24 protein-coding genes and 2 pseudogenes are annotated in these 21,220 nt (G+C 53.0%); 10 read left to right on the forward strand and 16 right to left on the reverse strand.

Going from position 1 to position 21,220, the window contains the following annotated elements; all coding sequences use genetic code 11:
* From ELY38_RS19170 to ELY38_RS19645, 4 genes and pseudogenes are all read right to left on the reverse strand, one after another.
* Positions 1-364: hypothetical protein (locus ELY38_RS19170; RefSeq protein ID WP_222845124.1), on the reverse strand; the 364-nt coding region annotated here is incomplete at its 3' end.
* 372 nt (positions 365-736) lie between these two features.
* Positions 737-976 carry a hypothetical protein gene (locus tag ELY38_RS08340; protein ID WP_127061329.1) on the reverse strand — a complete coding sequence of 80 codons (240 nt, stop codon included), beginning with the start codon at positions 974-976 and terminating at the stop codon, positions 737-739.
* A 77-nt stretch (positions 977-1,053) separates the two neighbouring features.
* Positions 1,054-1,299 carry a hypothetical protein gene (locus ELY38_RS08345; protein WP_113270605.1) on the reverse strand — a complete coding sequence of 82 codons (246 nt, stop codon included), beginning with the start codon at positions 1,297-1,299 and terminating at the stop codon, positions 1,054-1,056.
* 903 nt (positions 1,300-2,202) lie between these two features.
* Positions 2,203-2,346, reverse strand: a pseudogene (locus tag ELY38_RS19645) (IS3 family transposase); the annotation flags it as partial.
* Positions 2,347-2,575: 229 nt separating this feature from the next.
* Between ELY38_RS19645 and ELY38_RS08350 the strand changes: the two are divergent.
* Positions 2,576-2,929, forward strand: coding sequence for a hypothetical protein (locus ELY38_RS08350; RefSeq protein ID WP_127061331.1), 354 nt, complete (start codon positions 2,576-2,578; stop codon positions 2,927-2,929).
* Between the two features lie 145 nt (positions 2,930-3,074).
* On the opposite strand, the gene ELY38_RS08355 is transcribed toward ELY38_RS08350, so the two are convergent.
* The 10 genes and pseudogenes from ELY38_RS08355 to ELY38_RS08395 all read right to left on the reverse strand — a co-directional run bounded on the left by ELY38_RS08355 (position 3,075) and on the right by ELY38_RS08395 (position 7,929).
* Positions 3,075-3,566, reverse strand: coding sequence for a hypothetical protein (locus tag ELY38_RS08355; RefSeq protein ID WP_127061333.1), 492 nt, complete (start codon positions 3,564-3,566; stop codon positions 3,075-3,077).
* A complete protein-coding gene (locus ELY38_RS08360; protein WP_127061335.1) occupies positions 3,563-3,967 on the reverse strand; it encodes a hypothetical protein in 405 nt (134 codons plus the stop codon). Before ELY38_RS08360 ends, ELY38_RS08355 begins: the two co-directional genes overlap by 4 nt.
* A complete protein-coding gene (locus tag ELY38_RS08365) occupies positions 3,954-4,235 on the reverse strand; it encodes a hypothetical protein (protein ID WP_127061337.1) in 282 nt (93 codons plus the stop codon). The genes ELY38_RS08360 and ELY38_RS08365 overlap by 14 nt, the downstream gene beginning before the upstream one ends.
* A gap of 9 nt (positions 4,236-4,244) precedes the next feature.
* Positions 4,245-4,625 (reverse strand): hypothetical protein, encoded by a 381-nt coding sequence (locus tag ELY38_RS08370; RefSeq protein ID WP_113270609.1) that lies wholly within the window; start codon positions 4,623-4,625, stop codon positions 4,245-4,247.
* 4 nt (positions 4,626-4,629) lie between these two features.
* The gene (locus ELY38_RS08375; protein ID WP_113270610.1) at positions 4,630-5,070 is read right to left on the reverse strand and encodes a hypothetical protein; all 441 of its coding nucleotides are present in this window, start codon (positions 5,068-5,070) and stop codon (positions 4,630-4,632) included.
* Between the two features lie 60 nt (positions 5,071-5,130).
* Entirely contained in the window at positions 5,131-5,268 is a 138-nt protein-coding gene (locus ELY38_RS19035) for a hypothetical protein (protein ID WP_185858944.1), read from the reverse strand.
* Between the two features lie 80 nt (positions 5,269-5,348).
* Positions 5,349-5,618 (reverse strand): hypothetical protein, encoded by a 270-nt coding sequence (locus ELY38_RS08380; RefSeq protein ID WP_127061340.1) that lies wholly within the window; start codon positions 5,616-5,618, stop codon positions 5,349-5,351.
* Entirely contained in the window at positions 5,615-5,764 is a 150-nt protein-coding gene (locus ELY38_RS19040) for a hypothetical protein (protein ID WP_185858945.1), read from the reverse strand. Before ELY38_RS19040 ends, ELY38_RS08380 begins: the two co-directional genes overlap by 4 nt.
* On the reverse strand, positions 5,745-6,182 hold the full coding sequence (locus ELY38_RS08385; protein ID WP_176304209.1) for an ATP-dependent DNA helicase: 438 nt from the start codon (positions 6,180-6,182) through the stop codon (positions 5,745-5,747). The genes ELY38_RS19040 and ELY38_RS08385 overlap by 20 nt, the downstream gene beginning before the upstream one ends.
* Positions 6,166-7,929, reverse strand: a pseudogene (locus ELY38_RS08395) (AAA family ATPase). Before ELY38_RS08395 ends, ELY38_RS08385 begins: the two are co-directional and overlap by 17 nt.
* A gap of 458 nt (positions 7,930-8,387) precedes the next feature.
* On the opposite strand from ELY38_RS08395, the gene ELY38_RS08400 reads away from it, so the two are divergent.
* Entirely contained in the window at positions 8,388-10,742 is a 2,355-nt protein-coding gene (locus ELY38_RS08400; RefSeq protein ID WP_127061345.1) for a DNA topoisomerase, read from the forward strand.
* Between the two features lie 195 nt (positions 10,743-10,937).
* Positions 10,938-11,474, forward strand: coding sequence for a hypothetical protein (locus tag ELY38_RS08405; protein WP_035561874.1), 537 nt, complete (start codon positions 10,938-10,940; stop codon positions 11,472-11,474).
* Between the two features lie 1,215 nt (positions 11,475-12,689).
* Here ELY38_RS08405 and ELY38_RS08410 read toward each other — a convergent pair.
* Positions 12,690-13,307, reverse strand: coding sequence for a helix-turn-helix domain-containing protein (locus tag ELY38_RS08410; protein WP_127061347.1), 618 nt, complete (start codon positions 13,305-13,307; stop codon positions 12,690-12,692).
* A 142-nt stretch (positions 13,308-13,449) separates the two neighbouring features.
* On the opposite strand from ELY38_RS08410, the gene ELY38_RS08415 reads away from it, so the two are divergent.
* A complete protein-coding gene (locus ELY38_RS08415) occupies positions 13,450-13,782 on the forward strand; it encodes a DUF2274 domain-containing protein (RefSeq protein WP_113270617.1) in 333 nt (110 codons plus the stop codon).
* A 5-nt stretch (positions 13,783-13,787) separates the two neighbouring features.
* Here the strand turns inward: ELY38_RS08415 and ELY38_RS08420 are convergent, their stop codons facing one another.
* Positions 13,788-14,330, reverse strand: coding sequence for a hypothetical protein (locus ELY38_RS08420; RefSeq protein WP_035561865.1), 543 nt, complete (start codon positions 14,328-14,330; stop codon positions 13,788-13,790).
* Between ELY38_RS08420 and ELY38_RS08425 the strand changes: the two genes are divergently transcribed.
* The 6 genes from ELY38_RS08425 (at position 14,329) to ELY38_RS08450 (ending at position 21,141) form a co-directional block, all read left to right on the forward strand.
* Positions 14,329-14,904: a helix-turn-helix domain-containing protein gene (locus tag ELY38_RS08425; RefSeq protein ID WP_035561861.1), complete on the forward strand. Its 576-nt coding sequence runs from the start codon at positions 14,329-14,331 to the stop codon at positions 14,902-14,904. The genes ELY38_RS08420 and ELY38_RS08425 overlap by 2 nt on opposite strands.
* Positions 14,882-15,583, forward strand: coding sequence for a hypothetical protein (locus tag ELY38_RS08430; RefSeq protein ID WP_127061349.1), 702 nt, complete (start codon positions 14,882-14,884; stop codon positions 15,581-15,583). Before ELY38_RS08425 ends, ELY38_RS08430 begins: the two co-directional genes overlap by 23 nt.
* Positions 15,584-15,717: 134 nt before the next feature.
* Positions 15,718-16,587: a TraU family protein gene (locus ELY38_RS08435; protein ID WP_246009098.1), complete on the forward strand. Its 870-nt coding sequence runs from the start codon at positions 15,718-15,720 to the stop codon at positions 16,585-16,587.
* A complete protein-coding gene (locus ELY38_RS08440) occupies positions 16,572-17,549 on the forward strand; it encodes a type-F conjugative transfer system pilin assembly protein TrbC (RefSeq protein WP_113270621.1) in 978 nt (325 codons plus the stop codon). The genes ELY38_RS08435 and ELY38_RS08440 overlap by 16 nt, the downstream gene beginning before the upstream one ends.
* 1 nt (position 17,550) lies before the next feature.
* Positions 17,551-18,918 (forward strand): hypothetical protein, encoded by a 1,368-nt coding sequence (locus ELY38_RS08445; protein WP_127061352.1) that lies wholly within the window; start codon positions 17,551-17,553, stop codon positions 18,916-18,918.
* A 135-nt stretch (positions 18,919-19,053) separates the two neighbouring features.
* The gene (locus tag ELY38_RS08450; protein ID WP_185858946.1) at positions 19,054-21,141 is read left to right on the forward strand and encodes a conjugal transfer protein TraN; all 2,088 of its coding nucleotides are present in this window, start codon (positions 19,054-19,056) and stop codon (positions 21,139-21,141) included.
* Positions 21,142-21,220: the final 79 nt, after the last annotated feature.

Genomic DNA, 21,220 nt, shown 5'->3' on the forward strand with positions numbered 1-21,220 from the left:
ACTTTTGAAACCCTCTGAAAATGGGGGGATTACCACTCCAATCTTGTCGGTCGGTACCGCGGTATGCACTTATGTCTAGCGTTTGAAGATAAGTATCATCTAGGTCTATTCTGATCTTTGTTTTATCCATTGAGTATAACGTTTTACTAGATACACCCTCACGTTGACGGACTAAATCTAAATCACCCTTACCCGTTATTAAACTTCCCTCTGGCAGTCCATGATTCTTCCAACTTGGGCTCGTGGTTAACCAGACTACAGGAGCAAGGTCATTACCTAGCTCCATTCGATATACACCATAAGATAAACCAGAATGAAAAATGTCACAGGCCTGAAGCACTGACGTGTAGTGGTATAATTTCAAAAGGCTTTCCTTTCTATATTTTTATATTTGCTCAAGCAAACTTCAACATAGTGCCTGTGATAAAAATTTATAAACTTTCAGACTGAATGGCTTTTCTGCAATATGTTGCGTTGCATCGGTTCGTAAAATCATTTGGCATGTACTAGCGGTTATGGTGTTGGAGTAAAATTATTATCACAATTGCAGCCAGCAGCCCAGGAAAAATGTTCATGGCATTCTCCAAACCACGTTGAGGCCCACAGAAATGCCGATGATGGCGCCTAAGATTGATAACACGATCAACACACCTAAAGCGGGAGCATCTTTGCAACGAAGTAGACATTTTATGAGCTATTTCCTCTTTTCCTCTTTTCCTCTTTTCCTCTTTTCCTCTTATTCGACATTAGTCTGCCTAGCGGCGTGGTTTTCATTAAGACTTTGCTGCACGTCGTCGGCCATCCCGTCGAAGAGGCCTGGCTGGGCATCCACATTTGGGCCGGGGTTGTTGCCATTTGCCTGCCTAGCGGCGTGGTTTTCGTCAAGACGGCGTTGCATGTCTTCGGCCATGCCGTCGAAAAGGCCTGGCTGTGGCTCTTTTGTCCCAAGGTCATCTGCGAGCGTGGTAGATGACATTATTCCTGCAAGAACCAACACTGCCACTCTTGTTATCAACATAATCAATATATTTCCTTGGCTTGGTGTTGCTCTTACTACTTCACCCTGGGAATCTTCACTCCCTCCAGAGTGTAGTGCTCTCCTAGCTCTATAGCGCGGCGCACCGATTCCAACACCGGCTTACGCACTGCGCGGTAGCGGGTAGAATCAGGCGAGGCGAACCAGCCCTTCACCGTCTCCACGCTATACCCAGTCAAGGTGGCCACATGACTCTGGTTCAAGCCATGCCGCTCCATCAGCTGTCGGAGAGCTTCATTCGTCGGTTTCTCTGAAGTGCTCATTAATATCTCTCTATATATCGCCACTGTGCCTACCAGCAACGCTCTTTCATGTATGGCGCCTTAAAGCGCATTCAGGTGAAGACTACGCCTCAAAGCCCCAGCAGCGCCTAGCGCGACACTTGGCACTCTTCTGTGTATGCGCTTCTGCAAGACCAGGGGAGTGTAGTGCGCCACACAGCGTGGACTCTCATAAGTCAAGGTCGATTTCCACTAGCAAATCGACTGCTTGGTGAATATCTATGGCAGACCAAGGCTCCAACTCAGCAACGAACTCATTGTCGCGAATCAGACGCTGGATCTCAGGGTCCTATTTGATCGTCTCGATCTGCACGGTTGATGCCATGAGGTTCACCATTTGGCATCTATTTTAATAGGTGCTGCAAATAGTTTAATGTGCAATGCACACATCTGCAATGCTTGGAAATATTTAGGCATTAAAACCCATCCACGATAAACACTTGGCTTTTAAGCTTCCGCAGTTCGGTAAGTCAGCTCAATAGTAACTAATAAAAAGTGTGCGCCTTAATTATAAAGTGTGCACTGTACTCTATTACAAAGGCCATCAGTATCACGACTTTAAGGCATTCCATGAACCTAGCGATCAACCTCGACACCGCTATGCTGGTTACATTCGAGCCTGCTCCTACCTCTCTGCCCGAGTGCGTTCGCTAGGACGTCCTCAATAGCCAGTCTGGGGTATGAGCCGCTAGGGTGAACGGCTCTCATGCGGCACAAGCGCCATATCGGATATTGTCTCGTATGCTTTTGAATAAACGCGTGCCCCCCGTGGGACTCTATGGAGAAGTCCTGAGCGTCATGCCGACGGTAGCCTTTTATATTATATTCTCGCTCTTCTGATACACGATTGGATTCAGCCTTCTTACAACGGTTCTAAGCTTGGAGCTAATCATCTTCTTGCCGCTGATCTACCGGCTTATCGTAACGCTTGATCAAATAGTACAAGCTGTGGCCTGACACTTCTAAATGCTCATCGACCTCGGCAAAACGATGGCCGCACTCTACCACTTGATTGACGGCTTCGATTTTAAATTCTTCAGTTCAACGAGGATGGCTCATGGTTCCTCCTAGATGACTTAGGTATAAGGCCTGGAGGTCTCTACGAAACCTGGGTGATTCATTTGTAGTAGCCTCACTTATGCGTTGTTTTGTCTATGCATAGCGTCATACCGCATGGGCGCGGCGAAGAGAATAGTATTAAAGTTTCCTGATATTCAGCCGTAATAAATTAGTTCTGACATACAGTAACGGTCTTTGAATGCATAAAATCGGACTTATAGCCCTATTCAGCTTGTTAGTATCAGCGAACACTTATGCAGACTCACCAACATTGGGCGAGTTCTTTGATGGGGCACAAGAATGCTCTAATGAAGTTGTCATAACTTCACAGCCTTTGCGTGAGCAAAATGGTGGAATGATCACCCTAAAATCTGTTCCTTTCGATGAAATCGATATCAGTCAGTATGATATCGCTACTTCACAGCATTCTATTATTCAACTAATCCCAGTTGCTGAGTCAACATATCTTGATGGTTCGTCTGCAGGGTCAGCATGGCGCAACTGTATGGCTGGTAAAGGTCTGCCAGTTCCTACCGGTACTCAAACAAACTAGCTCCGACTTGAGGCCTGCGCCGGTGCGGGTAAGACTTACTCGCTGGTCGAGGCACCCTTGAAGGCTTACATGTCTCGCTAGGTAGCCTATTTTCGAACCCGCAAATGAATATGCATTGGTCACTCTTTGCAACAGCGCGGTGACATCAGTCCTCGTCACACTGAGCCTGAAGTAAGTCAGCTATTTCCCGCTCGACAGACGCGACTGCTGGTTGCAATGTTTCGTCTACTTCGTCACGACCCAGGCGGGCGATCTCTTTCCACCGCACCAGTGAGTCGCGGGAGACAAGATAGGTACGCCCACAATCCCCCTCTGAGGCTTCCTTCTGAAGCGACTCCAACAGCTCCAAGTCACGCATCGAAAAGACCTGAATGGCCGGTACAAGCAGCCCTGCCTCTTCTGCTTGTCGACCGAGTGAAGCCTTGTCCCAGTCACGTTCGGCCGCTTCGTAGGAAGAATGTGTGGTGGTCTGGTAACCACACCGCTGGCACACCAGCCAGTGCGCATGAAACCAGTCGGTGTTTCTTTTCAGATAGTCTCGGCTGTCCTGACAGGCACAGACTGGGCATGAGGCTCGCTCGGTCATAGTGCTATCTGGCATATCAATGTGAATTGGGGGCGGGGCGATGGCATTCATGCATGGCCACCCGAAAGCTGGCTCAGCGTCTGTGCACGAGCATTGGCTGATTCCCGCACAAGGTTGGGAGAAAAGCCGGCACCACAGTGAACTTCATTGATCATCACAAGTTGTAAGTAGCAGCGATGAATCAAGTATTGGCCAAAGCCTAGATCCGAGATGTCCCGATGCGCATAGGCACCGGAAGCCTCCATCGCATTAATGTCGTCAATGGTTACGATGCCCTTATTGAGACTATCTAGTGTCGCTTCGCGATAAGGGGCCTGCAGGCAATACTGTTCGGCAAGCTCGCCCAGGTTGAAGTCAACAAGTGCTCGATATAGCCCGCTGCACTGGTAATGGGTCGCCCCACCGCTAGAGAGTGCTACCAGCTCGCCCTTGCAATGACTAGGTTTCGCCATCGCTTTGTCTCCTGTGATTGTGTTCGCTCCCCTTGGCAATACCGGCATGAGTCAGCTTGTGGGCGCTGAGCATGCAGGCATAGGCTGAGTGCATCGCATCGGCAATGATGCGATCGGCCAATTCAAGAGGGGTGGTATCAGTGATGCCAACACGCCGCAGATCCTGCTCAATAACGGCACGATGACGCTGGTAATCATGAAGTTCACTCACAAGCGCGTTGCCTGCGAGCAAATCCTGCTTGTTCGTTTCATGGAGTGCAGAGCCCATGTCTACCCCCTACGTTGCAGCACAGCTGGCTGTCTGGCGCCGAAGAAGCTCGGCCAGCCGATCTAAGGCTGTGATGGAGATCGTCCGCTCTCCCGCTGCACAGCGCGCCTCATGTCGGCGCAGCAGCGAAAGATCCCTTGGCGAGAAATCGTGTTCACAACAAAACTCTGCCTGTGTCATTTCTCTGTCCTTGAGCAGTTGCTCCAGGGCATCACGAAGTACGACAATATCGGCATACGCGAACCCTCCCTTTCCCAGCTCACTGTCATTATTCGCTTCACTCATACTGGGCACACCCAGCTCCGGTTCGAGGTTGCATGTACCGGCCTCGGTGTGTAGCGCACCTGCTACAACCAAGTTCTGCCCAATTTCGGGCGGTTCCTCGTGCAACCTGTCACCAGAGGAGGTAGGGCGCGGGGTGACACCCTCGGCGATTGCTTGCTGGCGCAGTTTGGATAGAGATGTGATAGCGAGCACCGCGGCCAGCTGGAAGATCAGCAGCGCCACCGCTTGCATCCCGATCAAGGCCTGCTGGCGCCAGGTCGAGCACTCGGCAGGGGGGCGCCGCCACGAGAGTTGCCAATTGGTTGTCGACCTCGGCGAGACGAGCCTGTGCTACCTGTATGGGTTCGAGCCAGCCCGCCCGGGCCTCACTATTTGCCCAGAAAGTATCGATGCTCTCCTCAAGACGCGAGGCCTCTAGGGCCAGCCGCTCGAGCTGCAGCTCCCGGCCAGCGTCGACGTGAGATGCCGACAGCCATTCCTCTACCAGAGGCTCACAAACCATATAGATGGGGCCGGTAAGCGTAAGCACGCTGGCGACCATGGCCAGCATTCGCCGCGCCAGCTGGCGCTGATACCAGAGCCACAATGCAACGACTTCTAGGAGAACAGCCTAGGCCCAGCCCATTGGACCTACAAACTCCGTCCAAAACTGAATCGCATGCACCTGCAGCAGCGCGATCGCGCCGGCAAGCACCAGCAAAGGTGGCACCATCTCAATGAAGCGTGTTGTCGGTGACTGATTGCCCATTACGTTGACTCTCCACAAAGCTCACACACTGCCGACTCTCCCTAGCCCCCTCACCAAGAGGGCAGGGGTAAACAGCTTTTCTAGTCCGTCTCCGGTTCGGATTCACCGCCTGCCGAGGTGACCACGGCCATCGGCGTTCCCAACTGCGGCGCAGAGGGAGGCGGCTGGTCAGGCTCCGCCGCAGCCATTCGTATACCGATCGTCAGCGCCAGCAGCGCCGACCAAGCGACCATCCAGTGAGTTAGAAAGCGACGATCTTTGAGATTGCCCCGTCCGAGAATGAGCAACACAGCGAGGAAGACGGCATACGCGAGAGCGCCGACCCAGAGAATGGCGATGAAGCCGCTCATGCCACACCTCCGGTCAAAGTCGCCTCTGCGTTCCCGGGTTGGGAGTTGCGGTTTAGCCAGCCTTGAATGCAGGCGGTATTTGGCTCGCCGCGATCCTGGGGAACACGTCTCTTCTGTTGTGCGACTTCAAGCGCTCGTTTGGCCATAGCTCTCTCCTTTATGGGTTGGTGATACTGTTAGGGCTGGCTGGCGCAACCAAATCGGTAGTGAGGTGAGCCGGCGCTGGCCGGTGACATGGTTGACGGCTCGCTTGATAGCAGAAGGGTGGCCAACCAGTACGACACGGCGCTTTCCACGAGTGAGGCTTGTATAAAGCCACTGTCGCTCAAGCATGTGCCAGTGCGATCGCACTAGAGGAATGACCACGGCCGGGAATTCGGACCCTTGCGCCTTGTGGCCGGTCATTGCATAGGCCAGTTGCAGCTTGCCGAGCGCGTCACTGGTGAACAGCACTTCTCTATCCTCAAACCGCGCCAGCACGGTTTTGTCTTCAGCGTCTGCCGACACTACATAGCCGAGATCACCATTAAAGACATCACGGTTGTAGTCATTCTCGGTCTGCACGATCTTGTCTCCTGGCGCCCATTGGCGCCCATTGGCGCCCATGGATCGTCACCGAGCCCCGATCGCCCGGGACGTGATAGCTTCGAAACGCTTCATTGAGAGCACGGGTTCCGACCGGACCACCGTGCATGGGTGTCAACACCTGCACCTCATAAAGAGGATCGAAGCCACGCGCCAGCATGTCTTCAGTGGCCACCCGCAATGCCACACGACACATCAGCTCGGGGTCACCGCCTTCCGGCACTTCGACAATCTCAAAGTCGCTATCTGGCACCGATTGAGGAGTATTGCCCTGGTTGACGGCGTGCGCCTGGACAGTAATTTGCGAGCCTGGCCCCTGTCGCCGGATCTGTTGAAGACGTGCCACTGGGATAGCACCCGAAGCGATCACATCGCGAAGAATGTTTCCCGGCCCAACCGAGGCCAATTGATCCTGATCACCGATGATGAACAGTCGTCAGTGGTCAGGCAGCGCCACCACCAGAGCCAGAAACAACGGCACATCGACCATCGATGCTTCATCAATGATCACTACATCCGCTTCGATCGGGTTGCTAGCATTAAACTCAAAGCCGCTGGCGCCAGCGCCCAGGAGACGATGAATAGTAGACGCCGGCCTCCCGGTTGCCTCCGACATTCGCCGAGAGGCACGGCCAGTTGGCGCACACAGCGCCAGCTCAAGGCCAGCATCATCCAGTGTCTGCGCCAGCACCTCAGTCACCGTGGTTTTCCCCACCCCCGGCCCACCCGTAAGCACAGCCACCCCATACGCAAGGCAGGTCTCCAATGCTTGGCGCTGCTCATCACTGAGCACCCGGCCATCCGACAGCTCGCCATCAACACGCACTTGGTTGCAGCCATTCCAATGCACCGCACGCGTTAGCAACGCGGTGGCGATGGTTCTCTCGGCTTCCACCAGCGAAGGCAGGCCAACTAGCCCGCCCTCAACACTTATAAGTTTTTCATGCGCCAGCAGCAGTTCAACAACCGAGGCCATGCGTGCCACGTCGACCCCGAGGAGCTGCGCGCCTTCCGAGGCCAATTCATCCGAGGTTGCCAGGGTATGCCCCGAGGCTGATCGTGCATCAACGACATGGCGAAGCCCCGCAATGAGTCGATCGCGGTGGGTCAACTCGCAGCCAAGAGATTGAGCCATAGTATCGGCTATACGAAACCCTATACCTCGAGTCTTCAATAAGGTGCGGTAGGGGTTGGCGGATACTTTCGCAATGGTCTCCTGGCCCAACTGGCGAAAGACCGACATTGCACGTGAAGCGCCCAGACCATGCCCCTGCAGGAAGATCAATGCATCACGCGCTTCTTGGTACTCATTCCAGCTCGCCGCTATCCCCACTGCCTTCTTCTTACCGATGCCTGACACAGCCCGTAAGGCCTTTTCGTCACCGAGTACGTCGCGCAGCCCATCACCGAAATGGGCGACCAACCGCGCAGCGAACTTGGGGCCAATGCCGGCCACCTTGCCACTCGCAAGGTATGCACCCAGCGCTTTGGACTCCTGAGGTATTTGCGTGATGAGCCGATCGGCTTTGAACTGCTTGCCGAACTTAGGATGCGTGCCCCAAGTGCCGCGGGCCTGCACAGACTCCCCCTCGTTGAGCGGCTGACATACAGCCACCAGCGTTACCTCCTGTTCCTGAGCATCGCGCACAGTCAGGATCTGAAATCTCTCATCACCTACGAAACGAACGGCACTGATCACGCCGATCAATTCCTCAAGGTTGTCCATGGATCGCCCTCGCAAATAAAAAAAACCCGGCTGGGGAGGCCGGGTGAGGTACAGGGAAACAGGCTCTTACTGGGGAGCGTGGATTGTCAGCACGCCCGGGCCGCGCCCGACTTCAAACTCTGGATCTGCTACTGGGGAGCCCTCTGAGTTGAGAGTGAGAGAGAAGCCGGATCAGGGCTAACTCAGAGGGCTCTCCGGTAGCCCCGTTACCGAGACGACCAGACGGCTAATGCGCATCCCCGAAGCCGTGTCAGGGGAGAGAGGAGATAGCGGACGCAATCCGCTTAATTCGTTCGGCGATGGGTTGTTAAGCTGTTTCTGCTTACTATGTGTTACTATACTAGACGACATTTTTTAAGAATACAACACACTTTAGAGATGAAAGACATCGTATTGTCGGTTGCTTCTGAGCGGTGCTTATTCCGCTTACTTTCCTCTACCGAAGGACGACCTTCAGGATGACATCACGAGCACTCATTCTGTGTGAGAAACACTCCGACCAGGCCGACAAAATAGCCCCTGCTTTAGGTCTTACGCGCAGCGGCAACGCCTACACCGGCACCTGGAATGGCATCACACTTACCTTAGTTTGGGCCGCTGGGCATTTGCTGGCGCCTGTTGAGCCTTCCGAGGTGAGCCCAGAGGCCAATTGGCGCGATCCCCGCAGTCTTCTGCCCCTACCTACCGCCTTTCCTCAGACGCCTACCGACCGCGGTAAGAAATACCTGGGAAACCTTAAAAAAGAACTCTCTCAAGCAACAGAAGTATGGTTGGCCACCGATCCAGACCGCGAAGGCGAAGCCATCGGGTACGAGATCCTGCAATACGCTAAGTACCGCGGTTCGGTGAAGCGGATGTGGCTGACCGGCTCTATGGAAGCGGCCGATGTTCAGGCCGCGGCCAAGCGCCTCAGGAACGCCGGAGAAACCATATCTTTCTGGCGGGCTCAGCAGGCCCGCGCCAACGCGGATGGCTTCTGGCAGTACCTTGTCCGTGCATACACGGCAACCGCACGCATGGGCCTTATGGGTAGCGATTTAGCCAAAGGCAAGGGCAAGGCTGGGCTCGTGTCGGCCGGCCGCGTACAGTCCGCCACCCTTGGGCTAGTTGTTACCCGCGATCGCACAATCGAAGCCTTTATTCCAGTCGATCACTACCAGGCAAAGATTACCCTGGGCGGGGGCGAGCTGACCTATTCTCCAGCCACCCCAATAGCTGGCGCCAGCAGCATCCAACTGCAGGATGAAGGCAAGCCAATGTTCCTGGACAGGGCAGCCATGTTGGCCTTCACCAAGCGCTTAGAGACCGTCGATAACGCCGCCATTCTGGAGGCCGAGACAAAGCAAACAGCCAAACATCCACCGCTGCCATACAGCCTCACAGCGCTTCAGCGAGACATGTCAAAAAAGTACGGCCTCACGGCCACACAGACGCTGAAAGCAGCCGATTCAATGCGAAGCGATGGTTACCTGACCTACCCCCGAACAGAGCATGGCGAATTGCCCGCAAGCCTCTATAACCGGACCGATCTGTTGGCCATTTTGGGGGGCGCAGCAAAGGCTGATGACACGCTCATGACGCCAGCTCGGCAAGCTGGACGCCGGCATTGCATGGAGGGTGCCGAGGCGCCACGTCCACGCTGTTTTACCGACAAGCCCATGAACCACCACGGGATCATCCCAACGCGCAAGACACCGAACCTGTCAGAACGCACTGAGGCCGAGCAAAAGGTTTATCTGGCCTGCGCAAAACAATTCATCCAGGCCCTCCTACCAGCCGCTACCGTCGAGTCCCTGAGTGTCCGCGCCAGCATAGATGTTGAGGACGTGATTGAGCGACAGCCAGCGCTGTTTGCTGGCACCTTCAAACGCATCATTGACCCCGGCTGGATGACTGCTTTCGAGGACCACAAAGAGCAGAAAGACCTGCCGCCACTGGTAACCGGCGCTAACACTCCCGTCGAGGCAGTAAGGCTTCATGAGGCACGCACACAGCCGCCCAAACACTTCACGCTGCACGACTTACTGAGCGCAATGCTCAATGCAGGCCGGCACGTCGATGGTGAAGATGCAGAAGCACTCCGAAAAGCTGAAGGGATAGGCACTCCAGCCACTCGGGATACCGTTTTGCAGACGTTGTTTGATCGTGAATACATAACCACCAAGCGTAAGGGCAAACAGCTGCTTATTGTCTCCACCCCGCGAGGCCGCGCATTCATCGATAACACCCCCTCCGAACTCTCCGATGTGCGTGTGACAGCCGCCTGGGAGCGCCAGCTCGATGCGATCCAGAATGCACCCAACGACACAGCGGCAAAGCATGCCCGTGACACTTTTATAACCGCTCAACGCGACTTCATCACCACCCGTATCAAAGAGGCAATCGACATCATGGACAATGCACCCGAGGCTGTTTTGGCAACGGCCAATGGCCCCACAGAGAACATGGTTTCTGCTGCACGAAAGCTAGCTGCAGCTCGCAGTCTCACGCTACCAGAAGGCATCGAAAAGAGCTTCGAGCTGTGTCGCTCATTTCTGGACGAAGTAATGCAGCAAACACCGCCACCCACTGACAAGATGAAGGCCTTGGCGATGCGCTTAGCGGATGAGAATGAGGTGACATTGAATGGAGAGCTGACCTCCTTCAGGGAGTGTAAAACATTCATCGACAAGTACATGCAGATCCAGGCACCGACCGCGAGAATGATAGCTGCTGCTGAGTCTGCAGCGAAGCGCTACAAAGTAACGCTACCCGAGGCTGCCCGCACCTCAATACAAGAGTGCCGCGTGTTCCTCAACGAGCACCCACGCTAGCCGCGCCGAGAGGTAGGCCGGGCACCCCTTGGGCGGGGCAAGGGCACAAGTACGATCACATCAAAAGCTACCGAACAAGACAATCCCTCGCCAAGGAAGGCGTTCAATTTAACACCTGCCAGACGTACCCGCTCACCACCTTTAAAGCACACAGAAAATATCCTTTAAGATTGATAGGAGACGATAGGAACCGTTATGCATGAAGCCCACCAAGACGACGATGAACTACTGGTTGAAAGCACTAATCAACGTCGCTCACGCCGTACAGTTGATAGAGAGGTACTAGCTCACGAGGCCGAGCTAATGGTCGGCGCACTGACGGCAGATATAGATGCAATTATGGGGGAGTACACAAGGCAGCTACTGGACATCGTTGAACGCATCAGAGAAGCCCAACCACGCACCCATGGTGCGGTACTTTTAGATGTTAGTCGGTGTGGTTATGGATGCCTCGGTTGCCCTCACCCGGTATGGCGTAAATGGGTCAACCGACAACAGCATAGCCGGCATTCTCCATCAACCTGGCATGCTGTGAGAATACAGCGACCAGGGGTAGCAGCAAGAGCGAAATCTGTACCTCAAGAGGCACGGGAACTGATAGCAGAAGCTCTCGTGCTGATCGAACGTAGGGCACGCTTCATCGACCATTTGAAGCGCATCAATAAGGCCATTGGTACTGCACGTCACTATCGACCAGAGCTAGGCCAACATGGCGGCAAAGAGGACAGCTAGACGCTCTTTTTTTTGCGCACCAACTGATTCCTCTATGGCTGGGAGTGTCACTCTACAAGCCGTTTTTGAGACGCTGAACTGGCCTCAAGCGGGCTTAGATGTTCACCGTAATGGTGAACGCACCATGATGCATCTCACCCATTATATGTGTACTCGCTATGCGCGTTACTCCTTCCTACGGAGAGCTATACCCATGGGCAACCACCCTTTGGGTATCCTTGTACGGGGGATGGATGACAGTTACTAAATGACCGCGCTGGTAGGTATGAGAGGGTGGGGGAGAGGTAATACCCCATACGGGAATCAACCTCCATGAAAGCACCTCCTAATACAATATGTATTCCCTTATATATGAGATCCCAAGCGCGCCATTGCTGACCAAGCTGGCGCCTTCGGTGCGTGAGCAACAACGGTGAAAACGTCCTTGTCGGGGTGTGGGAAGGCCACGCCACCGCGCTCTATGCTGGCGCCTTCGATGCGTGAGCAGCAACGGTGAAAACGTCCTTGTCGGGGTGTGGGAAGGCCACGCCACCGCGCTCTATGCTGGCGCCTTCGATGCGTGAGCATGAGGAGACAATAGCGGGCTAGAACGAAGTTGAATCGGGGCGGTTTAAGGAATTAGAAATCGCAAATATTAGGCGTTTCGAGGCTTGCCTCGTGATAGGCCGCGAAGCGGCCCATGTGCTTTTCGTGGACAGCAGAAGAAAGATCGCTTGCTCTCCCACAGCAGTCCTGCTTGCTCTAACAAAACGAAGTGACTTGGGGCGTTTTTCCGGCTTTAACTATAGCAAATCTAGGCGTGTCGTGGCCTGGCTCTTATTCAGCCGCGTAGCGGCTCATGTGCTCTCGTTGACTCAACGAATAACTGCAACGGTGAACACAACAAGAAAGCACACCAGGCCGCACATAAAACCATTCAAAAAGTTGTAGAAAAACCTTCTAAAATAGATACGCGCTAACACAGAATACCGCCTAAAATTAGTCGTTTATATGCAATTCCAGAGATGCTCGTAAACTATCTTTTATTGAGATGGGCGAAGATAGCCGGAGCGACCGCGCCGTATAACTCGAACGATTCACGGACTTATAATCAAATCAGGGTAGTTCGGGGGATGTTCCCTGTCCCTGGCCTAAGGCATGCCTAGTCACCGCGGTTTCAAAGCTACGCTCACCACTGCCACGGCAACTGCATCATTTTCTTGGAAAGGGAAGACCCTATTCCTGACTGGGATATTCCCCCCTGAATTCATCCATGCTCTTGAGCAGGTCCAGGTAATCTACCCCACCCGTAATAAGGCGGGTCTTTGTAGCGCGTTCATACATCCACACACTCCATAACTTCATATGCGTTGAGGCGCCTTCAAGGTCCTTGGGCATCATCCCTCCCCACTCTGGATCGTCAGCCATAAACTGGAGTGCCCGATCAATGGCACGATCCAGATCATTTCGGGGCGAGTAAAAGTCAGACAGATGTACCTGCTCGGCCAGGATCAAAACCGCAAGCACCGGATAGTTCAGAAACTCTGCAAACTTTTCAATCACATCCCGGCCCAGGCTACTGGCAAGCCTACGTCCAGTTTTCAAGTGGCTTAGAGTGCTCGGCGCAATGCCAAGGTGGTCGGCTAGGTCTGTGGAAGCCAGCCCTTCGCCAACAGCTCTCTCGAAGATAACCTGAACCAACTTATAGCCAGGCGTTTCGGGCTCGATTTGCAGGTAGTCAGTTCTTGGTCCTTTGGGCTTTCCCCTCTGTCCATCCTTAGGGCCTGAACCCCCTTTACGGATTCCTGCGTCGATGACCTTCTGTAGGTCTTTATCATTTTTTCCCTGATCCAAGTTTTTCTCCCCATATGACGTCAGCATGTCATCTAGTCAAATAGAACTATACCGGATAACAAATTCTAATACTTATTGCCTATCCAGCGCCGCACGCTCAGCGGCAAGATTGCATCGCTACATCTTAACCCAGGAGTAAGCAATGCTCATCGGCCGTATTGAACACGATCCCAAAAAACACTTTCCGCTGCAGTTGCCGGAGTCAACGCTTGGCCGCCTTGAACTGTACAAAGAACTTTATCAGCAGACATTCGGCGAGAAAGTTGCAAATAACGATCTCGTGGACCTAATGCTCACGAATGTCATGGATAGAGACCGTGAATTCAAGCGGTTCTTGAGAGAGGAGGAACGAAAGAAAAAACTGGAAGCAAAACAACAGGAACGAGGCACAGGAACTATCCCCTCAGCTGGTGAAGCTGAAACCGAATCTCACGCTGAGGCACAAAGCCATCAGCGTGAGCAGCACCAGGCATAAGGGTACTAGGTCTCGATATGCTGCGCTTGGATGATCTCACACATCTGTTCTACCTGGGGAACAACACGTCTCCACTTGGTACGCAGAACACGGTGATTGCCTGTAGCCCAACTGCGCACAGAGGTAACAGCCTCGTCAGCAGCCACGGCTATCTGGCGTGGGGTCATTACTTCCATCCAGCGCTCTACAGTAGCTTTGATCTCTTTGGAATCGACCCAAGCACCGCCTTCGATAGCGACGTGCTCGGACATGATTTCATTAAGAGCATTGAGCACTTTGTCATATCCGACCTTTCGAGGGACCGCTCCCCCTGTCCAGGTATGAATGGATGCCACGGAAATAGAGCATCCAAGTTTCCCCGTCAGGTGCTCTGCGATCTTGGCCAGAGTCATGCCGTAATCGTCTCGCAGAGTAGCAATATGTCGAGCCAAGTCACTGTCGGTCTTGCTGCGTTCAGCACGCCCACGGGTTGTCGGAATGCTGATCTTGATTTCGCAGCCATGCCTCTCGAGCGTGTTGATCAGGTCGTTCAGGAGTGCGTCACGCATGACTAACCTCTATGAATATTTGGCAAGTCACCCGCCTTCTGAAATGCAGCGACTTGTTGGTTGGACGGCAGCCCGTTTGCATATCCCCAGGCAATGGCAGGAGGACATGAAGCAGGAAATATACGTTGCCTGGTTTTCTAAGGAATATGACCCTTCGTATTCCCATGATGCGATCATGAAATATGCTGGTGAGGCGGCTTTCCTCGCGGTCAGCACATGGCGCCGCCATACCATCCTACCAGTGACCGTTCATAAAGCCGGTCAGGCTGATAGCGAACCCAGGGCTGAGCAGTTTGATCTGATGGCTGAACAGATCCCTGGTTTCACTGAAGAGTTCAACGACGAAATCGACATTGACCCTGAGGCTTTCGTTGAGACCACTTCGATGGCTTCAGCGCACCTCATCGACCTACCCAAACGCTCAGCTCGAACTGAGCTGTCTCATGAAAACTTGTTGGCCCTTCACTGCGAAGGCCTTTCGCCCGCTGAGATCGCAGCTGCAGCGAACATGACCGAGCGCAGCGTATACCGCAGATTGGAACGCCTTAAACATGGAAACCGTAGTACAGTATAGTAAAATTGCAGCGTTATCGGTAGCACTCTTAGGAGCTGCTTTATCCACTACCGCACTTGCCTCTGATCAGGACCTAGGTGTACTTGGCCCTACTTGGGAAATCGTAGAGCCCGACATGCGGCTGGCGATCGTGGCAGAGGCGCATGGTGTCGACTGGGACTCCGTAAATGAGCACCTAGCAGGGCAAGCTCAAAATCATACGAGAGACATCCCCGATTGGTTCGTCCCGATTGCCGAGCATACCGAAACTCACTTCGTAGATCCGTCCTATACGCTAGGTGAAGACATCGAAGCCTTGAAGCGGCAATCCGATGGTACATACCAGTGGGGAGTCATCTATGAGGCCGGCACCAAGGTCAACCCCCTCAAGCACATACAGCCAGAGAACTGGCTCCTCGTTGTTGATCTTCGAGCCGATGATCAGCGTGAACTGGCCATGACGTTAAAGGCCCGACACCCAGCCAACCTAACAGTAATCGTCACAGCAGGAGACCCAGGTAGTTTGGCGTCTGATCTTGGCCAAGCCGTGTACTTCGCAGAGGAATGGCATTTCGATCGGCTGGGCATTACGCATACCCCCTCTTTAGCTGGCGTTCGGGACAGTCATCCTGACGTAATCGAAGTGACCCATTTCGCCTATCCCTACGATGTCACCACCCTGGAGGAACACCTGCCATGAAGAGGTTACTACTCTCTGTTCTGACTGTTGCAGCTCTCACAACGGGGAGCGCCTATAGCGCATCCCCGTTATCGGGTTCTGCCGCATGTCGGGGAGAGATTTTCAATCCCATCAACGACGCGAACTGGAACAACATGTTTCCGGTAACGGTAGCTGGAATTTCCATGGGGGGTGGGTCTAATCCTTCCCTTATGCACATGGACTCAATCTGTTTGTGTCCTGGGCCCTATGGCATCGACATGCCAGGGATCGGCATGACGTTCTGGGAACCAACGTTCCTCGCTGAAGTGGCGCGAACACCTGGCTGTATGTCGACGCTCGGTGGCACGCAGGTACTAACCGGATACGACTCCCTGACTTCTAACCAAACGTATGGCTCGGGACGTGGAGATAGCAGCGTTACCAGGATGCAAATCCACTGGTATATCTACCCTCTGTTCAGTGTACTCAACATGATGAGTTCGCTGGGGTGCATGAATACCTCCGGATTTAACCTTGCAGACCTCACTGAGGTCGACGCCACTTGGCAGGATGACACTTGGACATCCATCGCATTTCCAGAGTCAGCTCTCTTCGCCAATCCAGTTGGTGCTCTCTCGTGCATCCCTGACGCCGTAGCTTCTGCAGCGGGTCGCCCCCTAGACATGATGTTCTGGTGTCAGGGCTCTCAGGGCGTCGTGTATCCCCTCACTGGCTCAAGCACCACTCACAGCTCCCCCCAAGGTGGGAATCTCCACGTCCTTGGCAAGTACATGCAGCGTAAGACACGCATGGCGGGCCTGTTATCAACGACCGGCCCTTGGGCTGAATGCCAATCCGTTTACCTGCCGAACATGATTCGCAGCCAATACCGTATTGACCCGGTGGCCCCTGTTGCCAGCAACCAAACTGCTGTTCTTGGAATGTCCGAGTTCCGCTGGGGGATGCTGCCTCCCGCCAACACCGCTGTTCGTACTGATTCCGCATTCTTGATCTGGGTAGGTAAGCAATGCTGCGCACTCTGACCGCTATTACTTTGACGCTATTCAGCACATCGGCGTTAAGCCAACAAACACCCGTACAAGCCGCTCAAGACGCTTTCTCTGCTCTTCAAGGGTCACAGGCACCTAGTGGCCTATTCGCTGGCCAGAAGAGCCCTGAGGCAATCCTGGAGGCGATGGGCGCGAACACAAGCGGATCAACCGCAGGCCAAGCAGCCGGCTCTGAGATGCTAGGAAACGTCCGGGCCCAAGGTCAGACCGGGGGGATCGCAGACCCTGAAATGGCCGCTGAATGGCAAGCACTGAGGGATTCGTTAGACCTAGGTGAACAGGATCGACTGTATTTCTTCATCTCATTTTCAATGCCCGAAAGCTTGATTCGTGGCTATGCACTTGATGCAGCCAGAGCAGGAGGCGAGCTGGTTCTGCGCGGAGTGGAGCCGGGTATAACGCTCCGTGACTTCACCATGGAGCGCTTGCTGAAGGTACTACGCCCGGGAGGCATGACAGCACCGATCCAGATCGACCCGCGACTGTTCGATACCTACGAGATCGAGACCGTACCCACGATTGTCCTTGCCAAGGAAGATCCCATGGGCGTGTGTCAGACCGCCAAGCGCCAAATAGGCGAAATCGATGGTCAGCAGCTCGAGTACCAGGGATGCCCTAAGGGCAACCCAGACAATTACTGGAAGGCTGAAGGGTCAGTAACTGCCCTATATGCCTTAGAGCAATTCAACAAAGGCGGTGCCGGCAATGCCGAGGTCTACATCAATGCGCTCAAGGGCGAGGGCGCCGAAAGCGCTCCTGAGCAGGGAGGCGTTGCGTCAGCACAGTGGGAGTCGATGAGCGACGAGCTAGCTGAGCGCAACGCACAACGACTCCGTGAGCGCTATCAAGGCACTGATCGCGAAGTTTACGACACGCCAATGGGGCCGGCCGTTGGTCCCGCGGGACAGAATATTGATCATCTCTGGGAGGAGTGACATGCCGAAGGGCTCTTGCTTAAAACTGTTTGCCATGGGGGCCGCTTTTGCGGCCCTCGTGCCCTTGAGCGACGTGGCGATGGCCACCCCTAACCAAGCTGGAATGAATGCTGGGGGAGCCTGGGCCAGGGATTTCAACCCAAACAACGCCTTCCGATCAGCTACATCGAGCCTGGGTCTTGAGGATACGAAAACCTCTGGTGAGCTTGGAGGGGAGGTGGGGCTTCAAGTTAAACAGAAACAGCAGCGAAACTTTAGATGCCGCGACGGGGCTCGCCTCACTGCAGGCGGCATTCGAGTTTTGGTCGAAGAGTGTGAACAAAGCGACAATGGTGAGCTTGAGCGGATCAGTGTGTCCGTATGTGACGCACTAACTCAGGGGATACGGTGTAGCGAGGACCGCTACACGGTCACAAGAGAAATACCGACCGGGGGAGAAGCCGCCTTCAGCGGAGGCAACCTGTACGGAGCATATCGAGTCGAGGCTGAATGTTCTTCATCGTCTTGCACCATGACTATGCACCAACTTCACGGGGATGCATGGGGCGGCAACGATATGCGTCAGAAAGGGAATGATAGAGTCAATCAAGATCCCAATCACCCGTCAAATACAATTAGTGATGTTCGCGACAACCCTACTTTTGAACGTGGCAGCAACTTTGCTGATGATCGTTCAAAGTGTCTCGGCAATCAAATAAACCAACTTTTCAGTGAAGGTGATATTCCAGTTTCATGTGACCCCAACGACCCAAGGACAATTGATTTTCTTGACATCAATGCTGGTGGAGAATGCAAGCCGGATAAAATCACAACCGATTCCTGCGTGGTCGATATACCAACAAGACTCGTTACTTGTGAGCCTGAATCTCGGGAGTGTGAGGTAAGAAGAGACTCCGCAGAGTTTAGCTGCGCTAGAAAACTTGAGGTGACGGGAATAAAAATACCGACATGTAATAATGGCGATCACCTTTTAACTATAACGAGCGACCCCTGCCCTAGCTGCGTCGATTACCTCAGATATAACTTTTACTGCCAAGACCAAGGCTACCGAGTTGTCTATGACACGGTAAAGAAGTCAGATGGTTCACGTCATACAGGCCCTCACTCAAATGTTGTCAGTGGCGGCTTGAACACTACTGTACCTAAAACAACTGTTATAGAGGACTTTAGCGGTAGTAAATGTTTTCGAGTAGCTTACGAGCAGAACTGTAATGGCACTACCTGCAATGTCACAGCTTACTTTGAAAACCCTTGCAAGAACATAAGCTATGCAGGTTCAAATAGCTTCCCTATACCAATGAGAATCGAATTCACAGATAGAGTGATCGATGAATGTACTGGTTTAGAAAGCAGACGGCCTGAGTTATAAACTATGAAATATATTCATTTAGTAGCTTTATTAATCTACCTAATAATACCCCAGGTTACCTTTGGGGCTTTAAGCGACTACCAAGAGTGCTACAAGGTCGGAGAGACATGTATTGATTCTGCCCCCAGAACGATAATGGGTAAAACAGTCCGACGAGAGTGCTGGGAATATGCCGTTACTTATAGATGTTACGGCGATCCATATAGCCACACTTGCAATCTCGAAGCACTACAGAACGATGATGACTGGAAGTTGGTAAACACGTTTGGAGAAACATATCCAGCGACCTATTCGCAATATTCACGCATTCTTCCTGACAGTTGGATCGAAGAATGGCAAAAGAGCGAGTCTACATGTAGTGCCGACACTTCGTATGGCTGTGGCCCAGATATAAGCAGGACAGATATAAAAGATGCTTCTGGAAATATTGTCGGCCAGAAAGTAACTAAGCGCTGTTACATCGGCGAGACACCACGTTGCAATAACGACCCGAACTGCAACATAACGAGCTACGACTGCACCAGAAAGCAAGACGGTTTATGCGTTCGGCAGGAACAGACATATACATGTCGCGAAGATGGGAAATGCGATCCTAGTTCCTACGAAATTATGCCTGAAGTTAGCGATGATGAAGGCGCCTTCTCAGACGCTATTGCAGCGGCAGGTGTCATGGACATGATCGCTGCCGAGGGTGGGTTAGATGAAAACATGCGGATCTTTTCTGGCATGGAGCGCGAGTGCAAAGCGATTACAAGCGATTTCCGCCGCATGATGGAATTTAACGCAACCGTATCAACCGTTTTGGCAACGTATTTTGGAGGACCGCTTGGAGCTGTCTTGGCTGGCACTGCTTCGGCAGACATTCTAAATGCTATTGAGCACATGCAATGCTGTCAGGAAGACCCAGAAGATGTCGTTTTGACCAGCTCATTTATCTCTATGGCTACAGGAATCGGTGCTGACTACTGTGACCTCGAAGATGTAGAGCTTGCTGCTGCTCGCATGGCGAAACGAGCCGTCCAAGTTACACCCGGCTTTGTTCCCACCAATAATACGCTATGCACGTTCGCAAATTATATTTACAACGCGCCTGCGAAAGGTGACATGTCCTACGCGAAGCAAATATGCGCACATTGGACAAGGCCATGGTCGATTGCGAACACCCAAACTCAGGTGGATAGATACCAACGCTGGTGCGAGTTTGACTCGATGCTTGCCAGAATAATTCAAGAACAGGGTCGAGAACAGCTTGCCGAGTTGGCTTCGCAAAACGCAGGTGGAGCTGTTACCAAGCGCATTGAGTTTCCTTTTTACAATTCTGCCGGAGGATGGTCGAACGAGCTAAATGCCAACAGCAATCGAGTGCGGTTCTGGCAGTGGAAAGAGGAATGCTCTACCGATGAAGGCTTTACCAATTCGATGTTATCTGGATACGATTGCCCTTCAAGCCCAGACATTTATGCAGCGGTCTGCTCTGAATCGTCATGCGGGGCACCGCCTGATCACCCTGTTTATGGCTTTAGCCCAGGCTGGGAAACCCATCGCTTAGCAGCAGAGGATCATCACACCCGTGCGATCAACCGATATTCGGTTGTAGAAGGTGGGTGTTTTGAAGATGGCAGCTGTGAATACAAAGTTCACGCTTGGAAAGCTGGCGCTGGTGGTCAGATGCGCATTCCCTTAGATATGAAGTGGCCAATCAATTTTCCTAATGATGGCTGGGGCGAGTTTTCTTGGGCGCATAACAATGTTCACTTCGAGGCATATACAAACCCTCTAGGTTCAGAATCCCCTTCCAGAGGGCTGCGCATGTGTATCGGTTCATCATATGAATGCTATGACAATGCGGCGTGGAATGAAGTCAACATCCAAAATGACATTACTAATTTGAATAACTATGTCAGCAACAGTCCACCAGTGACTCTCACTGGTGGATGTTCCGTTGAGGAATGTGAGTTTAGAGCTTCAATTGAAGTCAATCTTACAGCTAAGCCTTGGTACACCTACTCAGAAAAGAAATACGAGCCGTGCATGCTAAAGGTTTTGGGTAGCTGTGTGACAAAGGCCTCCACAACTTACGATCGTCAGTACAAGCCAGACTGCACCGGGTTCACTATTGACGAGTTCCTTGCACTTGATCTCGGCGATATGGATTTCTCGGAGTACGTGGAAACGTTGTCGGAAAAAGCACAATCGGAGTTCAACCAGACATGGGCAAGATAGCTTTAATTCAAGCTACTTGTGTGGTGATGGTATTGGCATCTACTGGCTCCTTCGGGAGCCCAGTAGACCGAATCACTGC

Source organism: Vreelandella nanhaiensis (genome assembly GCF_003990185.1).
In the GTDB taxonomy this organism is placed as follows: Bacteria; Pseudomonadota; Gammaproteobacteria; order Pseudomonadales; family Halomonadaceae; genus Vreelandella; species Vreelandella nanhaiensis.